We start from the raw sequence: 20,083 nt of genomic DNA on the forward strand, positions 1-20,083 counted from the left end.
TTTTAGCCTCTTTTTGTGGTATTCAAAACTGATAAGCAATCTTTTTTGCTACAAAAATATTCTGTGAAGTAAAGCTACAACCATTAAACTCCAATTTTCAATTTTTTCAAATTGTATATTCAATAAAATTGTTGTTTTTAAAAATCTAATTTGTACTGTTGCTCAAATCAGGGCTACGAAAGTGGAGGATGAAGAGCGTTTTTGTAATAGGGGTTCATTAGTAATTTTAGGTTTTTTATGAAAGTGATGGCAGTTTTTTAAGAACGGATTTTTTACTTTTGCTCCTATTTTAAAACATTAACAAAGAGATGAAAAAATTACAGTACTTAGTGCTGATGACATTGCTTGTCATTGGCTGTGGGAAGGACAACCCAACAGGAGAAATTCCTAACGAACCTGAACAAAAATTGAGTTCTCAAAAAATCCTTGGAGACTTTACTTTGTTTGATGAAGCCACTGGAAAATGGCGTAACACAGAAATAAAAGATAATGTGGTGACGGCAGTTATCGAAACTCCGTTTGATATTAAGGCGTTGGTAGCCACAGTTCGTATTCCTGACAAGGCTACCATCAGTCCCGATCCAACGCAAAAAAGAGACTATACTACCCCAGTGGTCTACACCATAACGGCAGAGGATGGAACTAAGGCGGAATATAAAGTCATCGTTACCAAACGACTTCTTTCAGAAAGTAATATCTACCGATTGCATTTTAAAGAAGTTGGTAAGTCACGTGATCACTACAACCCGCATCCTAGTTTAAATCAACATGATAAAAATGCTGATATCAGAATAGTAGTTCCCTTAACTACGGACGTAACCAAATTGACCTCTGTATTTGAAATTTCAGAGGGAGCAACGATTCATCCGAAGGCAGGACAAACGCTTGACTACACCAAACCTGTGGAATATACCGTTACATCCGAAGACGGAAAAACGGTTCTAAAATATACTGTAACAGTAATCTTTGACGATTTGCCAAAGCTGAGTTTATCAATTAATGGAGAAGAATTCCGAAACGTCCCTCCAGGAGGAACCATTGCTTTTGGTGTGAATGTTTTGCCAAAGCACGAAGATATTCGGGTTTCGTTGGTTACCGAAGATGGAAAATCAAGTGTGCCACTCACTATCCAAAAAGTAGATGATACTAACAAAAAAATACACGTAAAACTTCCAGATACGTATCTGAACGGAATATATAAGTTAGATGTTCGTATTGCAGAGAACAATAGTGCGATGAGCTATACTTTTGTGCTTCATGGCGGGAACCCCGTTTTTCATTATATTACGAGTAATGGCGGAGGGCCAAAAACACCTAATTCCTTGCTTTATCTTGCAGAGCAATTTGGAATTTTTGCGAGTATAAACAGAAAAGACTTTGCAAAGCATAGTTTCTTTATTAAGAAAAATGGAGAATATCTCCCATTAGAAAATGCAAGATTTCATACTAATTCTACAACAATTATACTAGAAGCTCCGTTAGAGCTTCCAAATACTTCATTGGAGACAGGTAAGGATTTTGAGTTTGTTATCCGCTACGAAGGAAAAGAATATACTTATCCTTTAGTAAACAATAAAAATGAGCCAGTTAAAGTGTATATCCCTAAACCTCCTGTGGTTACGGGAGTTTCAAAAACTTCTGTTACACAAGGTGAAACTTTGGTGATTAAAGGATCAAACTTATTCTATCCACATGGTGATCTACGGGACGGAGGTCGAGATAAAATCAATCATTATACAGCTATAAGAAGTCGCACTCCTTCTAAAGAATTGATTTCGATGATTGGAAAAGAGATAGATGCGCAAGGAAATTTGGTACTTACTGTCCCATTTAATTTCTTGGCAGAGACGGAATATAAACTCTTTATAGATAGTAACGTAGATTCGTTTGGGAGCCTGGAGACACCAATCACTATCAAAGTAGAGTTGCCGAAACCTACACATCCAACAATGCGAATACAAGAAGCAGAAGTCTATCACGAAAATAGTAAATATTTCAAAAAACAATTAAGAGTGAAATTTAATGGAGACATTTCCAAAATTAATATTAAAGCTATTGTATTCCCTGAATATCAAAATGCAAAGATTACTAATTTCATTGTTTATGAGGGTTCTAACTCTATTATGACGGGGGAATTAAATTTTTGGGAATACAGAGATGTTTATACGAGAAGACATACACTTTACGTCCTTTTTGAAGAAGGAGGAAAAGAGTATAAGCTTTATTTTAATGCAAAGCGAGGAGAACAGAATGATTAAATGACAAATGATTGAATCAATAAATAGAGGCTAACCTTTTTCGGGTCAGCCTCTATTTTATTTGTTTCAAAAATGCCTTTTTGAGTTGGTATCTACTGAAAAATTAAGTTTATTTGAAAGTAGAGATGCTAACTTCGTTGAATCCATGTTCGAACTGTTCACCCGTTTGCATGTTCTTCACTACAAATGATTTTTTTTCGAGTTCTGATTCTCCTATGATTACCACGTAAGGAATATTACGTTTATTAGCGTAATCCATTTGTTTTTTCATTTTCGCACTGTCTGGGTATAATTCGGCTTTTAGCCCCAATGTTCGAAGCTGTTGTATTAATTTCAGACTTTGCAAAGCTTCTTGCTCTCCGAAATTGACACACAGCACATCCACTGTCTCACTGATTTCCGAAGGAAATAAATTTAGTTCTTCCATGACTAAACAAATTCTGTCCAAACCAAATGAAATTCCTACACCGCTGATGCCTTTCAGTCCAAATATATTTGTCAAATCGTCATATCGACCTCCACCTCCAATGGAACCTATGTTTACATTTTTCGGTGCGGCAACTTCAAAAATAGCTCCTGTATAATAGTTTAACCCACGTGCCAAAGTTACATCCAAATCTAAAAAAGCCGTTTGTAGCGGCAAAACCGAGATTGATTTTTCAATAAATTCGAGTTCTTCAATGCCTTTTTTTCCTATTTCAGAAGTTTGTAAGATAGTTTTTAGAGTTGTGATTTTCTGAGAGAAATCTCCTTTAAGATGAAAAATAGGTTTTATTTTTTCAATAGCTTGTGCCGAAATCCCTTTTGAGAGCATTTCATTGATGACTCCTTCTTGTCCTATCTTATCCAATTTGTCTAAAGCAACAGTGAAATCAATGAGTTTTTCACTTTCTCCAATTACTTCCGCAAATCCACTCAAAATTTTGCGATTATTCATTTTAATGGTAACCCCTTTGAGATTCAGTTGTGTAAAAACGCTATCGTAAAGCTGTACGAATTCAATTTCTTGCCAAAGACTGTTGCTTCCTACCACATCGGCGTCGCATTGGTAAAACTCACGAAAACGTCCCTTTTGAGGTCGGTCGGCACGCCAAACAGGTTGAATTTGGTACCTTTTGAACGGAAACGTGATGTCGTTTTGGTGCTGTACTACATACCGAGCAAAAGGTACTGTTAAATCATAACGCAAAGCCTTCTCAGAAATTTGAGGAGTGAGTTTTGTTACATTTTTGGTTTCCCAATCGGAAGGATCTACTTTTTCGGCGAAATTCCCTGAGTTTAAAATTTTGAAAATCAAACGATCACCTTCCTCTCCATATTTTCCCATAAGAGTGTCGTAATTTTCAAAACTTGGTGTCTCAATGGGTTGAAATCCAAATTTGGTAAATTCGTTTCTTATTTTATCGATAATAAAATATCGTTTAGCCAATTCCGTAGGCGAGAAATCGCGTGTACCCTTTGGTATGCTTGGTTTTTGTGCTGCCATAATCGTTTTTTGTATAAATCAGCGACAAAGATAGTTACAAAATTTTAATTTTACCCAATCACTTTTTTAATAATTCAGGAAGTTAATTCATACAAGTACAATAGGGATTAGCTAACTAATTTAACTAATCCCTATTGTATATTTACAGATACGCTAACTAAAAAGGTATAAAGTCCTTTTTAAAGCATTTAGCATTTCTTATTTTTTCATTTAACGAAAAAGTTTTTATTTCGTTCTAATCGCACATGAGTCAATTTCAGATACCCGTAAAGTATTTACCATTCCTTTTCCTTGAATAGGCATTGCTGCAAGGCTTATCATAATGTCACCCATGTTTACATATCCTTTTTCGTTAGCGATATGGTTCACATCTTCAATAGTTTCATCCGTTGAAACGAAACGGTCGTAGTAGAACGTAGTTACTCCCCAATATAGGCTTAGTCGGGTTAAAATACGTCGGTTTGATGTGAATACTAATATGTGAGATTTGGGTCTATATGAAGAAATCAATCCTGCAGTGTAGCCACTATTTGTTAATGTCGAAATTACTTTGGCGTTCATTTCGTTAGCCATTGTTGCTGCGTGGAAACAGATAGAGTTCGTTACATAACGGTTAGAACGTACAAATGGAGTAATCATTGGTACTTTAATTAAATCAGAATGTTCTACACTGTGAATGATACGGCTCATTTGCTCAATCACTTGTACGGGATATGCCCCTACGGAGGTTTCCCCCGATAACATCACAGCGTCAGCTCCATCCATTACGGAATTTCCTACGTCATTTACCTCAGCACGAGTTGGTGTTAAGCTCGAAATCATACTTTCCATCATCTGCGTTGCGATGATCACAGGAATGTGATTGATTTTTGCTTTACGAACCAATTCTTTTTGAATTAGAGGTACTTCTTCGGCTGGGATTTCTACTCCTAAATCACCACGAGCCACCATAATACCATCGCAGTTCGCCATGATTTTATCAATATTTACCAGAGCCTCTGGCTTCTCAATTTTTGCGATAATCGGAATTTTATATCCTGCATTTTCAGCTATCAAGTCTTTCAAATCCTGAATGTCTCGGCTGTGACGAACAAATGATAAGGCGAACCAATCCACGTCCTGGGTAATGGCAAACAAAGCATCTTTCACATCTTTTTCGGTCAATGCAGGTAATGAAACGTTTGTATTAGGAAGGTTTACACCTTTTTTAGATTTTAAGATTCCCCCTTGGATTACTTTTGCTTCCACTTCATTGACGTTATTAGTAGAAACTACTTCAAAGATAAGTTTTCCGTCGTCAAGTAAAATGCGCTCACCTGGATTCACATCATTCGGAAACTCTTTGTAATTCATATACACACGCTCTTTTGTGCCAACGAAAGGCTCTCCTGTAACGAAAGTAATTCTGTCGTCGGGAGCTACAAAAACTCCTTCTTCCATTACTCCCACTCGGAGTTTAGGACCTTGAAGATCTGCTAATATCGCTGTGTTGTACCCATATTCCTCATTTACCGTACGGATAAGTCCGATACGCTTCTTTACCTCTTCATAATCAGCGTGTGAGAAGTTAATACGAAACACATTCACACCCGCTTCCACCATCGCTTTAATCGTTTCTAAGGAATCCGTTGCAGGCCCTAAAGTAGCGACTATTTTTGTCTTTTTAATATTTAACATCCTTGAAGTATTAATTTGTTTTTTGTATTTAATGTATATGTATCTATCTCATAAGCAGTTACTTGTGCGATTTCATTTACCTTGTCCAAAACATTTTGAGTTTTAAAACGATTGTCACAATCTATTTTTAGAAAAAAATCTACCTTTTTCTTATCTTTCAATAGGTAGGAAGCCGTGTACAAGGAATCAAACAAGAGTCCGCTATCTTTTATGTTATTTTCTACATTTACTTTATTGGAGATGCAATGCCAGTTCACGTCCGACAGTTCGTCATACCATTCAAAATATGGAAATGGCACTGAATTTTGTTCATTTACAATTTTCTTTTTTTTGTTTCTTGAAAGATTGATTTTTAGGTGGTTGTTTAAGAAATAAACTAACCGAAAATCTTCCAAAGTAGTATGTATGGCAATTAATTTAAATGTGTCATCGAACCAATCATTCGACAATTTATAAGTAGCCATAAAGCCTATTTTTTAGAGATGCAAAGATACAAAATAATCGAAAGATATACCTATCCTTAACAAATATTTGACTATTTGTTTCCTTTTTTACGGGTAAATCGTCTCAGAAGAAACATCCCAAAGGCAACTACTCCAAAAATGAGGTACATATAAAAGTCTTTTCTATCGGTACTATCCCAAAGGCGATATGCTTGAAAAGCAGCGTAAATGCTGATAATCAGATAAGCGTATTCAAAAAATATTCGTGTATTCATGTTTTTTTAAATGATTATTTTGATTTTAGCAAGAGCTTAAAATACTAGTTTTCGAGTTTATTGATCAGGTTTTTCAGTGATTTTAATACAAACTGTTTAATTATATATTAATTACAAATCTATTTTGAGTTTTTTCTTCAAAGGAGGTGATTTTTTTGATGTTCAACTAAAATCGGTGAAGTTATCAAAGAAAATATTTATTCCTTTTCTTCCACAGCTAAAACTCCGGTGGTTTTATGTGCTTTTACGGTAGAAAAGGCTTTGTCAAAGTCCATTCCAACTCCCTTAGTAACCGTCCCTTTTTTATGATCGGTAAAAGAGAACTCTTGGTCGGTGAAAATCCAATCCGTTTTTTGATCCCAGAATAATTGTTCGGTGGTTAATTTTTTTCCATCGTAGGTAGTCAGAACCACGCTGTCTCGAAGCTCAACCATTTGGGAGTTCATGTAGATAATTCCGTATTTAGCTTCTACCGTATTTTTGTTGTTATCCTTATCGAAAAAATCAACCTGCAATCCGCTTGGAAAATCAGTGAAAGGGAATTGTTGGTTAGAGAAATCGTTACTCAAGGGACTACTCAAAACGGCTATCACTTTAGTTGAGTCCGTATAAATTAATTTGAAATCATAAATTTCACCCTGAGGAAATTTATGGGTAATATTCAGTTCTTGTAGGGTTCGCAAATCGGTAGTACACGAAAAAAGTATTGCCATACAACCAAGTACGGCAATACTTTTAATTTTATGTAATCGTTTGTTAATCATTTTTTACAAAGAAGGCACTTTCACTGATTGACCTACCCAACATTTGAAAGTAATCGTTTTACCTGCCATTCCAGACTCGAAAATATCTACTTTTGAAGGAGCTAAGGCTTCATAGCGAGTCGCTAAACTTTCTAATCCTCCTTTGCGAGCTGTATTGGCAGCTAACCAATAGATAGCTCTTTTCTCAAATGAAGAATTTCCACACTCGTTAGCACTTTCCGCATAAGCGTTTGCAATTATTCGATAGGCATCAGCATTTGAAGGATTGTATTTCAAAGCTTCTTGTGCATATCTTACTGCATTTGCTTTTGAATATTTAAAAGCAATTTTAGTTAATATTCTTGCCTTTTTAAGGTTGTCGCTTTCCAAACGAACTGATTCGTTATAGTATTCAATAGCTTTAGCAGAGTTTTTATTCTTGTCATTCAATACTCCTAAGTAATAAGCAGATGCTGCTGAAGGAGATAAAGTATGTAGAGAACTTACGATTTTCACGAATAAAGGATCGCTTGTACAATCTTTATCAGACATTTTTCCGGCAGCACGACGTAACCACTCTTCGTTTTCTTTGTTTGCTTCAAAGTTTTTGTTGTAAAGAGGGATTAGGTTATCGCAATCCGCTAATTTACCTAACTTAGCATCCACACTTTCTCCAATGGTTTCGTAGTTATCCATACGCTGACGTGAAGTCTCTAAAATCTTTTTATCTTTTCCGTCAATAGTTCCCGCCTCTTCTTGAGCTATGAATTTATTGATAGTTTCTGACAAAATGTTTTTCTCATCTTGAATTTTTTCGCTCACATCATCATAGGTGTTAAATACATCTTGTAATGATTTCTCGTTGCTTTCGTACATGGTTACCAAAGATGAGAAATAGAGGTACAATGCTTTTTCATTTTTAAAATTAGCTTTATCTTCAGTAAACGCTTTGTGAAGCAATTCGTAAATCTGTTGGTTAGAACCTATTTTTTCATCAAAAAGTAGTAAGGCTTCTCTCGTTAAAACATCTGCTTTTGTGATGCGATTAGGAAAATGAGTAAGGTAATCATTGTACAACTTAACCAATTGTTTCACGAAACCATCTTTTTCTGCTCCTGTTGATTTTTGGATTTTATGTTTTAGAATAGCTTCACCACGCACGTAAACAGCAGCGTTTATGTTTGGGCATGCTTCATAAACTGATTTCCAAACAGGATAAGCATCGTCATATCTCTTCGCTTTTACATCCTCGTTAAATATGGAAAGATTTTGTAAAATTTCGCGGTCTTGTTTGCAGTCTTGTGCTTGAACATCTGCTACATAGAAAGCGCTTACAACAAATGCAGTAGCTAATAAAACTCTTTTTTTCATCTTTTCGTCTGTTTTTATTTTATTATTGATATTTCGTTTTTTGGAACCACTTGTCATTCAAGGTGAATCCTATTTTTAAGTTGAAGTAATTTTCTTTGATCAAATTTTGGTTTAGCGTACCTTTTCTGCCGTACTCAAATCCTGTTGTGATATTAGAAAATCCTCTTACGGGGAGGCTAACTCCAAAAGATATGCCAAAATCATTAATTGATTCGTTTTTTAATACAATTCCTGTATTCTCAAAACGTAACCCAGCTCGGTAAGTGACTCTTTTCCAATAACTTGATATAGAATTGAATTGAGGTAGGTAAAAACCTCCTATTGATAGTTTGTACGCATCTTCATAACCAACTTGGGTTGTTGTTAAGAACGGATTTGAGAAACGTTTCATATTGGAATAACTGTAATCAATCCCTACGAACCATCTTCGAAATTCGCCTACGCCCACCCCAAAATCGATTTGTGTAGGTAACGTTAATTTGGTTTCTTTTAAGCCTAAATTTAATAAGTCTATTGATTGTGAGTCTATTACGTTTAAACTATTGTTTTGACTTCCTCCCATATATCCCATCGTTGAGATGGTTCTTTCATTTTTTGAAGTCAATTTGCTCTCAGGTGTATACGCTAAAGAGAGACTATATCCTAATTTGTTATCAAATTTACCGTCGTAGAACAATCCCAAATTTGTTGAAAAACCTCTTAGTACTGATTGGCTGTACTCCCTTGTTACGTATTGTACGTCTGAAATTGCTAAATTATCAGTCATTTCAGTTTTTCCAAAATTGAATTTGAACGAAGCCCCAACACGTAAACCTTTGTAAACCGTGTAGCCTACCGAGGCAAACATTTGGTTTACATTTCCAATGCCTTCAAATTCATTTTTTCGAATGACTCCGTTAGTGGTTTGAGTTGATAACAATCGGTATCCTACAGATGAATAAGGTCGTAAACCTATGGAGAAGCCCAATTTTTCAGCAATAGGAAATCCTAATGAAACGTAATTGGCATAAGTCTCTTTACTTTTTACACTTGTTTGATTTGAAGCTATTTTTTTTGTGTCGAATGATAAACCTGCTGAAAATGCGGTAAACTTCAATTTTGCTAATGTTGCAGGATTTTGCATGTTCACACGCGTACTATCAGCATAAACTCCTATGCCCCCCATAAGGCTTTCTTCAATACTGCCATCAGTATTCAATGTTCCAATTCCATAGTAGGAGTAAGGAGATTCAATAGTTTGTTGAGCGTAGACCCCAGAAATGGTCGTGACGAGTGCAAAGATAAAAGCTATTGTTTTATTGTTCATATTGAGTAAAAATCCTTTTTTTTCGTATCTATCTCTCTTTTGTTTGTTCCAAAATTGCGTTTAATCCTTCTAACAGAAAAAAAGATTTTGCAAATATCCGATTTTTTATGTTTTCAACCAAATAAAGATGGTCTCCCCCTGTTAAAATTATCGTTAAATTTTTAAATTGTTGCTCATATCGAGCGATAACACCCTCAATTTCACAAACCACGTTGTGGTACACACCCGATAGCATACAATCCCTTGTCGATTTTCCAATAAAATGGCTAATGTCGAAGTTTTGTTGCTCTATCAGAGGTAGTTTTGACGTAAATTCATGCATGGCTCTCAATCGCATCTGTATTCCAGGAGCAATTGCTCCTCCAACGTACACACCTTCAGAAGTCATCATGTCAAAGGTAATACAACTTCCAGCGTCAATGACCAATACATTCTGATTAGGAAACTGATTGACCGCCGCTGCCATTAACGCGAGTCTGTCCACACCTAATGTTTTTGGAGTAGCATACTCGTTCAGAAAGGGCATTGGAGTTTCGGAGTTTACAAACACAAGTTGTTGTATTTTAGCATTCAAAAATGAATAACGACTTTCAGCATCTTTTACCACTGAAGCAACAATTCCTTTTTTTATAGGATGATTATCAATGATATTGCTGATTTTTTCAGCATAGTCCACATCCGAAAAAACCTCATTAACTATTAGGGTTTGTTTTTCAAATAAGGCTACCTTTATTTTCGTATTCCCCTGATCAATGATTAAATTCATCGCAAAATCGTTATTTGATGTAAACCTAGTTTGCAAAAGTAAACAATATAATCATATAAATGGACGTTTTTTGTGTTTTTTTAAATTCACCGTCTGAAATAATTTTGGTTTTCCATTTTTTTTATACGAAAAAAAGTAAGAAATTTGCCGGTTGTAAGTGTTAGGTTTGTACTCAACTTTAAAAAATCCATCAATATGGCAATTATTCGTACTTCTTTTTATTGCTTAGCCATTGTTGTTATGTCCGGCTTTCTGATTAATGCCGTAGCAGTTAAGCAAGATAAAAATAATATTTTTCAGCAAGAAGATTATTCGCAATACGATATATCAAAAGGGTATGACGCCCAAAACGTAGAAAAGCGTTATAACGTTTACGCTATTGATTTGCCTACTTCTCTTGATTTTGCTGGGGAGCGTGTTCCTATTGAAATTCCTGACGTGTACGAACGTTTGGACAGAGAATTTTTGGTAAATACGTACTGGCAATCAAATGGATTGCTGTTTTTGAAACGCTCCAATAAATATTTTCCAATTATTGAGCCGATTCTCAAACGAAACAATGTCCCTGATGATTTCAAATATTTGGCTTTGATTGAAAGTGGTCTTATGGATGTAGTTTCTCCTTCAGGAGCAAGTGGATTTTGGCAATTTATGAAACCCGCTGCTATTGAACATGGACTTGAAGTTAATAATAATGTTGATGAACGTTATCATGTGGAGAAAGCAACTCAGGCAGCTTGTGATTATTTAAAAAAGGCAAAAGAAAGTACAGGAAGCTGGACAATGGCTGCTGCGGCCTACAACGCCGGAATTTCGGGAATGAAAAATCAGATGAATGCTCAGCAAACAACTGATTATTACGATTTGTGGCTAAATTCGGAAACATCTCGTTATGTTTTTAGAATTTTAGCGGTGAAAGAAATTATGAAGAATCCAGCGAAATACGGTTTTAATTTTGAAGCCAGACACCTCTACAATGAAGTACCGACTTACAGTGTCAAGGTTGATACATCAATCACAGATCTAACGGATTTTGCAAAGAAACATAATATCACTTATAAAGAACTAAAACTCCACAATTCGTGGCTCCGTAGCCGAAAGTTGGAAAACAAATCCGGAAAAGTATACTACATCAAAATTCCTAAGAGATAAAATATTGGATTTGAGTCTATTTTTGTAGTACTTTTTTAATGTAGTTGATTTCTTTTATGGTTTTTCTAAGATTTTCATCATCTTCATTTTCAATAAGTTGTTTGAAGTTTTGAAGGTTTTTGATGTACTCCTCCAGTGATCTAAGCACATGTTTTTTGTTTTCTAAAAAAATAGGACTCCATGTGCTTGGTGAGCTTTTAGCTAACCGTGCAGTCGATGCAAAACCTGTACTTGCCATATCGAAAATTTGTTGTTCGTTGCGTTCAATATCTAACACAGTTTGTCCCAATACGAAAGAAATTACGTGTGAAAGATGCGATACATAAGCGGCGTGTAAATCGTGATCGTGAGCAGGCATCATTTTTACTCGCATGTTCAGTTTTTTAGAAATTTCAATCGCTTTATCCAAATGTTTCCAGTGGCTCTTTTCTGTGTCGCACAAAACCATTACTTTTCCGTCAAAAAGGTCGTACACAGCAGACTCTGGCCCTGAAAATTCAGTTCCTGCTAAAGGATGTCCAGCTACGAAATGACTTCTATTTGGGTGATTTTCAACATGCTTACAGATTCGCTCCTTCACCGAACCTACGTCAAATACTAAGGTTTGTTCGCCTACGTAGTCTAATGCTTTCGCAACCACTTGCGGAGTGATATGTACAGGAACCGAAATGATGACTACATCAGCTTCTTTAATAGCTTCGTAATCAACCTCATTGTCGATGATTCCTAATGCCATAGCTTTGTTAATATGTGCAGGATTAGCATCTATACCCCAAAGGGTATAGCCACATCGTTTTCGTAGTTCTAATGCAATAGACCCGCCAATGAGTCCTAAACCAATGATAACAGCTTTGTTCATTTTTTTCTTTTTTATAAAGGCAGATTGTAGACCTAATAATATTTACCCACAACTTTATATTAATTACCTATGTTTGAGATATTTGTATTTTTTGATTCGTAAATTCCTAAAACCCTAAAATTTTCTGCCATGATGGATAACAATTTATAGGCTTTTTCAAAATCTTCGTATTTTTCGAAAATAATATCTACAAAGAAAGCATACTTCCAAGGAGTTTCAATAATTGGTAATGACTGAATTTTGGTCATGTTGATGTTACAGTCACTGATAACATTCAACACCGTTGCCAAACTTCCTCGTTTGTGGTCGACCTGAAACTTTAAGGAAGCTTTCGTTAGTTTGCTTTTCTCAGTTTTGTTTTCAGAAAGACTCAATACAACAAATCGAGTAGAATTGACTTTCATCGTTTGAATACTGTGTTGTATGATTTCTAAACCATACAATTCAGCAGCTGATTTTGAGCCGATTGCTCCGATGTTTTTTAGTTTTTGTTCTCTAATACGACGTGCAGTCGATGCTGTGTCAGTGTCTTCTACAAGTTTGATGTTTGGAAAATCCTCAAAAAATTGTTTGCATTGCAAAAGAGCCATAGGATGGGAGTGAACCTCTTGTAAATCCTCCCATTTTTGGTTTGGAAACATCATTAAATTTTGTTGAATATCAATGTAATGTTCCTTGATAATATGCAACTGGAAGCGATCAATCAACGCATAGTTAGGCAGGATAGATCCTGCAATACTGTTTTCTAAAGCCATTACAATCAAATCAGATGAATTATTCAAAAGGCTTTTTACCGTTTTATCAAAAGAATCGCACTCAACAATCTCAATATTTTGTCCTAAACATTCCGTGGCAGCTTGGTAGTGAAAAGAACCTTTAATCCCCTGAATAGCTACTTTTGGTGTCATTTTGCGTTTTTCTTTTTTCGTTCGTAAGTTTCGTAAGTAAAGTTGTATTGATGTTGCTGGTCTTTTTCAACATGTTGAGAATGGACTATTTCCCATTCATTTATGTCTATTTTTGGGAAAAACGTATCGGCATCCTCAAATGAAGCGTGTACTCTTGTTAGTTCAATCCTGTCGGCTAAGGGTAATGCTAAATTATAAATTTCTCCACCTCCAATCACAAAGGGCGAAGTATCCAATTGATAAGCTTCTTCAATTGCTTTTTCGAGTGTACTAACCACCATACAACCTTTGGCAAAGTAGTCCTTCTGTCGTGTGATGACAATATGAGTGCGATTTGGAAGTAGTTTCGGGAAGGTTTCAAAAGTTTTTCTTCCCATTATGATGCAATGTCCTGTGGTCAATTCCTTGAAACGTTTAAAATCTTTGGGTAAATGCCAAGGTAGATCTCCTTTCTTCCCTAAGGCATCGTTTTCAGAAGCCGCTGCAATGAGTGTTATCATATTCTTTGCGTATTTTGTTCAGAAGAAATGTTTTGCTCAAGATTTGTATTCTGTTCTTTCAGGAGTTCTTTTGCGACTTGTTCTTTTTGCTTCTCGAATTCTTTTTCTATGGCAACTTCCATCTTTAAGATTTTCTTCTGCTGTAACTCTACCAAACGTTCACGTTGTTTACGCTCCCACTCTTTGCCCATAAATCTGTTGATAAGGAAAACGTTAATCACATGTAGTAAAAAAAGAAACGTCCAGATCATAATGCCCCAAATATACCAATTGTAGGCGATGCCATAATCCAAAATACGATTAATTACGTACATGAAGATACATCCCAAGATAAAAACAAAAAAGTGGAATGTAAGCATTTTTTTTTGTTTGATGCGCTTTTGAGCTTCCTCAAACAAAATGTGTTGATTGGTGTCGATTTTGATATTTTCTGCCATAACTGATATAATTAGAGTTTCAAAAGTACAACTTAATCTATTCTTAGCAAATTAATTAACATATTTTTTTGTCTTAAGATACTTATCCTCAGAAACTGTTGCATATCTTTTGTATTAAAGTAATTCTTGTAATGTTTTGTAAACCAAATGCGTAGGTAGTCCAATAACGTTGTTGTACGAACCTTCAATATTTTCCACACCAATGTAACCTATCCATTCTTGGATCCCATAGGCTCCCGCTTTGTCGTATGGTTTATAGTTTGTTAGATAAAAGTCAATTTCTTCTTTGGACAGAGTTTTGAAAGTAACTTTAGTGATGCAATGTACCGTTTTTTGAGTTTTTGTAGTAGTGAAACATACCGAAGTGATAACCTCATGTTGTCTACCTGAAAGGGATTGAAGCATAGCAACACCTTCTTCATAATTTTTAGGTTTTCCTAATACCTGATTTTCAATGCATACAATAGTATCGGAGGTGATTACAATTTCATCATCGTTCAAGGTGTCTTTAAAAGGTGTTGCTTTCAGTTCAGCTAAAAAATTAGTAATCTGCTCCCGAACCAAGTTTTGAGGGTAAATTTCATCAACGGGATTTATAACGATTTCATAGTTCAAATGGAGTTCATTAAAAAATTGTTGACGACGAGGAGACGCTGATGCTAAAATGATTTTTTTCATTATTACATGAAGTGTTATTTAGTCGCAAAAATATAAAAATGTTTTGAAATGAAGTTTTCATAAGGCAATAAAAGGTTAGAGGAACTCACTAAAAATTCACTTAACCGAATGATGCTACTGAAATATCTTCTCCAAATTTTTACTCTTCAAAATGATTTTTTAATTAATGCATTCATAATTAGGACTTTATACATTAGAGAGAAATATCATTAATATCAGGTTTTTCTATATAACTTGGTGATGCATGAAATAAAAAAATCACTTTTTTTTTGGATGTATCAAAAAAGGTTGTATATTTGCACTCAGAAATCGCGGGATAGAGCAGTAGGTAGCTCGTCGGGCTCATAACCCGAAGGTCACAGGTTCGAGTCCTGTTCCCGCTACTTTTTAAGCGTAATAAATTGATAAACAATTTATTACGCTTTGTTTTTTTACCATTGAGACAAAATTGGGACAACTATTGGAGATTCGGTTAAAATGAAGTAAAGTTAACTTTCTGATAAAGTTACTTCGTTCAAAAATAAGGAAGTATGGTAGTTTCCAAGGAAATTATCCAATCTTCGGCATGTGATTTTTGTTTCTATTGTGGAACTTTCTCAATTATTTTTGTATTGTTGCTTATTTTTTTTGCTATTAATACGGTATATAAGAACAATAGTTCTAAAGGGATGGTCTCGTGATCTTTTAAGAATGAAACAAAATCTTGTGTCATTGGAGAGCGGGGCGATATGTTACCAATCATGATGGAAAATTTAATATATTTCTACCTTTGTCTACTTTCTTGCTTTTATGTTAAATTACCGATTTACTATGCAAAGGGAAAGTCCATCAATATTGGTGATAGGGGTAAAATCCTTTAGAGTGTATATGCGGGTGCGAAAATTATTACAGAGTGCTGTTCCTTCCTCAGACTTCAAAGTCAATAAAAGTACTCAAAAAAGAAAAATCCAGCAGTTTCGATAAAAACTACTGGATTTTTTGTGTTTAACTTTCAACCTCTTATTACAAAATGAAAGTTTACGAATGCGCTCATTTTTAGATTATTACCGATAATTTATTCCATCACATAGGCATATAATTTCGAGTCTATTTTAATCTATCTATGTGGTTTTTAAAACTCAAAGTACAAATCTTTATCCTTTTAACTTGTTTCTTGTCCCCTTGATACTTGGCTCTTTTTCTTTTATCTCTCTACCAGAATTGTATTTCCTTCGTTATCTTGTTTGTAAACCTTTCCAAAGCGGTTTGAAAATTTTGAAGTCAGGTAGAACATCACCGGAACGACAATCAGCGTAAGAAATGTTGAAAATACCAGTCCGTAGATAACCGTCCACGCCAATGGTCCCCAGAAGATAACGTTATCTCCTCCGAAGTAAATATTCGGATTTAGTGAATCAAATAGCGTAAAGAAGTTAATATTAAACCCAATGGCAAGAGGTATTAGCCCCAGTACGGTGGTAATAGCAGTAAGCAAAACAGGACGCAAACGTGCCTTCCCACCCGCTACAATAGCATCGTAAACCGATTCGTTGTTTATTTTATCGTACACCGCCAAGCCCATTTTTTCCTTCTTGCGGTCGATGAGTAGTTGCGTATAATCAAGCAATACCACTCCGTTATTTACCACAATTCCCGCCAAAGAGATAATTCCCATCATCGTCATCAGAATAACGAAGGGCTGTCCTGTAATAATCAGTCCCAAGAAAACTCCCGTGAAACTCAGTAGTATCGTAATGAAAATCAGTGTTGGTTTCACTATTGAATTGAATTGATACACCAAAAGGAAAACAATCAGCCCCACAGCGATAAGAAGTGCTGTTGAAAGGAAAGCCATTTCCTTGTTTTGTTCCTCAATCTGTCCAGTAAAATCAATTTTGATTTCTTGCGGAAGGTCGAAGTTTTTCATCTCTTGCTGAATTTGTCGTACGATAGCACTCGCATCGCTAAATCCAGGACTTAAAGCCGAATACAATGTTACCACCCTATCGGTTTTGTTGTGTTTTATCGTACTGAACGACGAGGTATTTTTATATTTCGTTACAGAAGATATCGGAACGTGTCGCCATTCCCCAGTACTAGCATCTTTAAAGATGATATGTTGGTCGAACAAAACATTGGTATTGTAGCGGTCTGCCTGATTAAAACGAACGTAAATATCGTAGTCGTCGCCTTTTTCTTTGTAAACCCCTGCTTTCTCCCCAAATACGGAACGACGCAACTGATTGGAAATCTGCCCGACAGAAACCCCTAATTCCCCTGCTTTTACGCGGTCGATTTCAACCTCTATGGCAGGTTTATTTTTGTTGACATCTATTTTCAGCTCATCAATCCCTGCTATGTTTTTCTGTTTGATAAAATCACGCATACGCTCGGCGGTAACAATCAGTTCGTTGTAATCTTCGCCACGAAGTTCGATATTTATCGGATGCCCAGCAGGAGGTCCGTTTTGGTCTTTTTCTACCGAAATGGAAACCCCAGGGTAAACGCCCCTTAAGTCGGATTGAATTTTCGCACGAAGCTCCTCTGAATCCTGCCCTCGACGATATTTAAACTCACGGAGGGTTACCGTCACTTTCCCTCGATTAGGCATTTCAGCCGACGAAGCTCCATCGGTATAAGGATTTCCTGCTCCTTCACCCACTTGAGCCACAGCCGATTCTACCATAAAGTTGTAATCACCATCGCGGTATTGGTCGCTATTGAGTAACGTATATATTCGTTTTTCAATGTCTTGAGTTACTGCGTTGGTTTTCTCAATGTCTGTTCCTTCAGGATATTCGATGTAAACGATAATTTGATTGGGTTTGTTATCAGGGAAGAAGTTTATACTTGTACGCCCTGTCCCAACCGACCAGCCAAACAACACAAACGACACAACAAGCAACGCCACAGTGGAAACAACCATTATATACGGATTTTTTCCGCGAAGTGTAAAACGAAGGGTTTTCTCATACATATCCTCCATTCTTGTAAGTACTTTCTTTTGGAAACTATCCGCAAGCCCTTTGATGCAATATTTGTACGCCCATAGTGAAATAATCGTGAAGTAAATCACCGTTCCTAAGCCTCGAACCGCTCCTCCAACAAGTAAAATGAAGGTTCCAATAACGAAAAGCAAAATACTGATTTTTACTAATTGCTTAACGCTTAATACTTTTTCGTTGATATCCATAAATTCCGATACCAACATCGAATTGAAGAAGATGGCAACAAAAAGTGACGACCCCAACACAATGGAAAGCGTCAGAGGGAAGTACATCATAAAATCTCCCATAATGCCAGGCCACATTGCCAAAGGTAAAAATGCCCCAACGGTGGTTAAAGTAGAAATGATGATAGGCACGGCAACCTCTCCGATACCTGCTTTGGCGGCTTCGTATCTGCTCATTCCTTCTTTTTCCATCAGTCGGTAAACGTTTTCAACCACCACAATTCCGTTATCGACAAGCATTCCCAATCCCATAATCAGTCCGAAGAGAATCATCGTGTTGAGTGTGTAGCCCAAAGCATTGATAATCATAAAGGACATAAACATCGACATCGGTATGGCAAACCCTACAAAAAGTGCGTTTCTAAAGCCCAAAAAGAACATCAGTACGCCCACAACGAGGAACACCCCGAAAATAACGTTGTTGCTGAGGTCACTTACCATATTTTCAGTCTGTTGTGATTGGTCGTTGGCAATGGTTATCGATAAATCTTTCGGAAAATCGCTTCGCATTTCGGCTACCAATTCTTTGATTTTCTCACTTGCCTGAATCATATTTTCGCCCGAACGCTTTTTCACGTCGAGCATCACCACGCCCTGACCAAACTCACGAGCATACGTGGTTTTGTCCTTATCTCGGAAAGAAACTTCGGCAATATCTCCCAAGAAAACAACGCCTTTGTCCGACTTCACGATGAAGTTTTTCAAATCGGTAGGTTGCTCAATTTCCCCGACCATTCGTATGGTACGTCTTTGCCCCGATGAGATAAGATTTCCGGCGGACATTGTTACGTTCCCTCGGCTGATGGCATTGATTACATCGTCAATGCTTACCCGCGAAGCCATCATTTTGTACATATCGATGGCAACTTCCACCTCTTTTTCCTGTGCTCCGCGAATGGTTGCTTCTTTTATTTCGGGCAGATTTTCGATTTTCTTCTGCATCTGCTCGGCAAATTCTTTGAGCTTGGCAGTTGGGTAGTTTCCAGAAATGTTTACGTTCAAGATTGGGATAAATTCCGAAATGGTAATGTCGAACACGTTTGGTTCCACTTTCGCTCCGTTGAATGTAGGCCAATCCTCGCCCGATACTTCTTTATCTACCTCGTCTTTTACCTTTTGCAAAGCACTTTCAATGGTGATTTTCTCGGTGAATTCGAGCGTTATCATTCCGTAATCTTCCTGCGAGGAGGATTGTATTTTTTTCAGGTGACTGACTCCTTTGAGTTTCTCTTCCAACGGGTCAACAATCAGTCTTTCAATGTCTTCGGCGGTATTGCCCGGATAGACAACGCTGATGTAAATCTTCGTGTCCTTAATTTCCGGAAAACTCTCGCGAGGCATATTCATATACGCCAGCATTCCGGCAAGGAAAAAGATAAAAATCATCACGTAAATCGTGAATTTGTTGTCAATTGCCCAAGACGACATCTTGAACTCTTTATCTTTGATATTACTCATAATAGAATATTGGTTTTATTTCTTAACTATGTTGATTATTTCTGCACTTTTCTCATTCATAAATCATTGCTCCTTTAAAAATATCAGCAAAAACGCTCCAGTTCGCGATATTTGCATCAATATCTTGATTGGTATTTGCGTAATACTGCTGAATATCTTCCGTATATCGGCTTAAAGCGTCCAGAAAATCGGGTAAAGTGGTATTTTCCCAATCTTGCGGATTGTGTTCGAGATTATTTTTAAGCATTTCCAAGAATTTTGCAAAATCCTCACGTGTATTCACTTGTATTTGATGAATATTTGGGTTCATATTTTGTATTTATTTTTATGATTACCACTACGGATTTCATTTTTACCGTCCTAAAACCGATTTTTACCAAGTGAAAATATATATTTACCACTTATAAACTGATTTTTACCTGATATAAATCGATTTTTGCCGCTCATCAATAAATTTTTACCAATAATAATTGAATATTTACTTGTCAGAAATGGATTTTTACCGGTCAGAATTCATTTCCTGTCGGTCGGAATTCATTTCCTGTCGGTCAAAAT

The 20,083-nt window shown here is 36.3% G+C and carries 17 protein-coding genes and 1 tRNA gene; 3 read left to right on the forward strand and 15 right to left on the reverse strand.

Going from position 1 to position 20,083, the window contains the following annotated elements:
- Positions 1–308: 308 nt before the first annotated feature.
- The gene (locus CGC52_RS03885) at positions 309–2,258 is read left to right on the forward strand and encodes a DUF5018 domain-containing protein (RefSeq protein WP_095893484.1); all 1,950 of its coding nucleotides are present in this window, start codon (positions 309–311) and stop codon (positions 2,256–2,258) included.
- A gap of 109 nt (positions 2,259–2,367) precedes the next feature.
- Here the strand turns inward: CGC52_RS03885 and hisS are convergent, their stop codons facing one another.
- The 8 genes from hisS to CGC52_RS03925 form a co-directional block, all read right to left on the reverse strand.
- Entirely contained in the window at positions 2,368–3,744 is a 1,377-nt protein-coding gene (gene hisS / locus CGC52_RS03890; RefSeq protein ID WP_095893485.1) for a histidine--tRNA ligase, read from the reverse strand.
- 225 nt (positions 3,745–3,969) lie between these two features.
- Positions 3,970–5,421 carry a pyruvate kinase gene (pyk, locus tag CGC52_RS03895; RefSeq protein ID WP_042010550.1) on the reverse strand — a complete coding sequence of 484 codons (1,452 nt, stop codon included), beginning with the start codon at positions 5,419–5,421 and terminating at the stop codon, positions 3,970–3,972.
- On the reverse strand, positions 5,415–5,885 hold the full coding sequence (locus tag CGC52_RS03900) for an IPExxxVDY family protein (RefSeq protein WP_095893486.1): 471 nt from the start codon (positions 5,883–5,885) through the stop codon (positions 5,415–5,417). The genes pyk and CGC52_RS03900 overlap by 7 nt, the downstream gene beginning before the upstream one ends.
- A 71-nt stretch (positions 5,886–5,956) precedes the next feature.
- Entirely contained in the window at positions 5,957–6,139 is a 183-nt protein-coding gene (locus tag CGC52_RS03905) for a hypothetical protein (protein ID WP_042010556.1), read from the reverse strand.
- Positions 6,140–6,336: 197 nt separating this feature from the next.
- Entirely contained in the window at positions 6,337–6,903 is a 567-nt protein-coding gene (lptC, locus tag CGC52_RS03910) for an LPS export ABC transporter periplasmic protein LptC (protein ID WP_042010558.1), read from the reverse strand.
- Positions 6,904–6,906: 3 nt separating this feature from the next.
- Entirely contained in the window at positions 6,907–8,253 is a 1,347-nt protein-coding gene (locus tag CGC52_RS03915; RefSeq protein ID WP_095894441.1) for a tetratricopeptide repeat protein, read from the reverse strand.
- Positions 8,254–8,275: 22 nt separating this feature from the next.
- Positions 8,276–9,559, reverse strand: coding sequence for a membrane protein (locus tag CGC52_RS03920; protein WP_042347992.1), 1,284 nt, complete (start codon positions 9,557–9,559; stop codon positions 8,276–8,278).
- Between the two features lie 28 nt (positions 9,560–9,587).
- Positions 9,588–10,325: a type III pantothenate kinase gene (locus tag CGC52_RS03925; RefSeq protein WP_042344059.1), complete on the reverse strand. Its 738-nt coding sequence runs from the start codon at positions 10,323–10,325 to the stop codon at positions 9,588–9,590.
- A gap of 195 nt (positions 10,326–10,520) precedes the next feature.
- Between CGC52_RS03925 and CGC52_RS03930 the strand changes: the two genes are divergently transcribed.
- Positions 10,521–11,477: a lytic transglycosylase domain-containing protein gene (locus CGC52_RS03930; RefSeq protein WP_042010564.1), complete on the forward strand. Its 957-nt coding sequence runs from the start codon at positions 10,521–10,523 to the stop codon at positions 11,475–11,477.
- A 16-nt stretch (positions 11,478–11,493) separates the two neighbouring features.
- On the opposite strand, the gene CGC52_RS03935 is transcribed toward CGC52_RS03930, so the two are convergent.
- The 5 genes from CGC52_RS03935 to CGC52_RS03955 form a co-directional block, all read right to left on the reverse strand.
- On the reverse strand, positions 11,494–12,336 hold the full coding sequence (locus tag CGC52_RS03935; protein WP_095893487.1) for a prephenate dehydrogenase: 843 nt from the start codon (positions 12,334–12,336) through the stop codon (positions 11,494–11,496).
- A gap of 59 nt (positions 12,337–12,395) precedes the next feature.
- On the reverse strand, positions 12,396–13,244 hold the full coding sequence (locus CGC52_RS03940) for a prephenate dehydratase (protein ID WP_042010569.1): 849 nt from the start codon (positions 13,242–13,244) through the stop codon (positions 12,396–12,398).
- Complete coding sequence (locus CGC52_RS03945; RefSeq protein ID WP_095893488.1) at positions 13,241–13,744, reverse strand: dihydrofolate reductase; 504 nt, start codon at positions 13,742–13,744, stop codon at positions 13,241–13,243. The genes CGC52_RS03940 and CGC52_RS03945 overlap by 4 nt, the downstream gene beginning before the upstream one ends.
- Positions 13,741–14,181: a 2TM domain-containing protein gene (locus CGC52_RS03950; protein ID WP_042010572.1), complete on the reverse strand. Its 441-nt coding sequence runs from the start codon at positions 14,179–14,181 to the stop codon at positions 13,741–13,743. Before CGC52_RS03950 ends, CGC52_RS03945 begins: the two co-directional genes overlap by 4 nt.
- A gap of 114 nt (positions 14,182–14,295) precedes the next feature.
- Positions 14,296–14,859, reverse strand: a complete 564-nt coding sequence (locus CGC52_RS03955) for a Maf-like protein (protein ID WP_095893489.1) — start codon at positions 14,857–14,859, stop codon at positions 14,296–14,298.
- A gap of 310 nt (positions 14,860–15,169) precedes the next feature.
- Here CGC52_RS03955 and CGC52_RS03960 point away from each other — a divergent pair.
- Positions 15,170–15,242 (forward strand) — tRNA-Met (locus CGC52_RS03960).
- 800 nt (positions 15,243–16,042) lie between these two features.
- Here CGC52_RS03960 and CGC52_RS03965 read toward each other — a convergent pair.
- Together CGC52_RS03965 and CGC52_RS03970 are read right to left on the reverse strand one after the other, a co-directional pair.
- Positions 16,043–19,528, reverse strand: a complete 3,486-nt coding sequence (locus CGC52_RS03965) for an efflux RND transporter permease subunit (RefSeq protein WP_095893490.1) — start codon at positions 19,526–19,528, stop codon at positions 16,043–16,045.
- Between the two features lie 52 nt (positions 19,529–19,580).
- Positions 19,581–19,838 carry a hypothetical protein gene (locus tag CGC52_RS03970; RefSeq protein ID WP_095893491.1) on the reverse strand — a complete coding sequence of 86 codons (258 nt, stop codon included), beginning with the start codon at positions 19,836–19,838 and terminating at the stop codon, positions 19,581–19,583.
- Between the last annotated feature and the right edge of the window lie 245 nt (positions 19,839–20,083).

This window comes from Capnocytophaga sp. H2931 (genome assembly GCF_002302535.1).
GTDB classification, from domain to species: domain Bacteria; phylum Bacteroidota; class Bacteroidia; order Flavobacteriales; family Flavobacteriaceae; genus Capnocytophaga; species Capnocytophaga canis.

Bases quoted from the DNA above. Each gene is read 5' to 3' on its own strand.
- CGC52_RS03885 (WP_095893484.1), top strand. From the start codon at position 309: ATGAAAAAATTACAGTACTTAGTGCTGATGACATTGCTTGTCATTGGC.
- CGC52_RS03935 (WP_095893487.1), bottom strand. From the start codon at position 12,336: ATGAACAAAGCTGTTATCATTGGTTTAGGACTCATTGGCGGGTCTATT.
- CGC52_RS03900 (WP_095893486.1), bottom strand. From the start codon at position 5,885: ATGGCTACTTATAAATTGTCGAATGATTGGTTCGATGACACATTTAAA.
- CGC52_RS03925 (WP_042344059.1), bottom strand. From the start codon at position 10,325: ATGAATTTAATCATTGATCAGGGGAATACGAAAATAAAGGTAGCCTTA.
- CGC52_RS03930 (WP_042010564.1), top strand. From the start codon at position 10,521: ATGGCAATTATTCGTACTTCTTTTTATTGCTTAGCCATTGTTGTTATG.
- pyk (WP_042010550.1), bottom strand. From the start codon at position 5,421: ATGTTAAATATTAAAAAGACAAAAATAGTCGCTACTTTAGGGCCTGCA.
- CGC52_RS03905 (WP_042010556.1), bottom strand. From the start codon at position 6,139: ATGAATACACGAATATTTTTTGAATACGCTTATCTGATTATCAGCATT.
- CGC52_RS03950 (WP_042010572.1), bottom strand. From the start codon at position 14,181: ATGGCAGAAAATATCAAAATCGACACCAATCAACACATTTTGTTTGAG.
- CGC52_RS03915 (WP_095894441.1), bottom strand. From the start codon at position 8,253: ATGAAAAAAAGAGTTTTATTAGCTACTGCATTTGTTGTAAGCGCTTTC.
- lptC (WP_042010558.1), bottom strand. From the start codon at position 6,903: ATGATTAACAAACGATTACATAAAATTAAAAGTATTGCCGTACTTGGT.
- CGC52_RS03965 (WP_095893490.1), bottom strand. From the start codon at position 19,528: ATGAGTAATATCAAAGATAAAGAGTTCAAGATGTCGTCTTGGGCAATT.
- CGC52_RS03970 (WP_095893491.1), bottom strand. From the start codon at position 19,838: ATGAACCCAAATATTCATCAAATACAAGTGAATACACGTGAGGATTTT.
- CGC52_RS03945 (WP_095893488.1), bottom strand. From the start codon at position 13,744: ATGATAACACTCATTGCAGCGGCTTCTGAAAACGATGCCTTAGGGAAG.
- CGC52_RS03955 (WP_095893489.1), bottom strand. From the start codon at position 14,859: ATGAAAAAAATCATTTTAGCATCAGCGTCTCCTCGTCGTCAACAATTT.
- CGC52_RS03920 (WP_042347992.1), bottom strand. From the start codon at position 9,559: ATGAACAATAAAACAATAGCTTTTATCTTTGCACTCGTCACGACCATT.
- hisS (WP_095893485.1), bottom strand. From the start codon at position 3,744: ATGGCAGCACAAAAACCAAGCATACCAAAGGGTACACGCGATTTCTCG.
- CGC52_RS03940 (WP_042010569.1), bottom strand. From the start codon at position 13,244: ATGACACCAAAAGTAGCTATTCAGGGGATTAAAGGTTCTTTTCACTAC.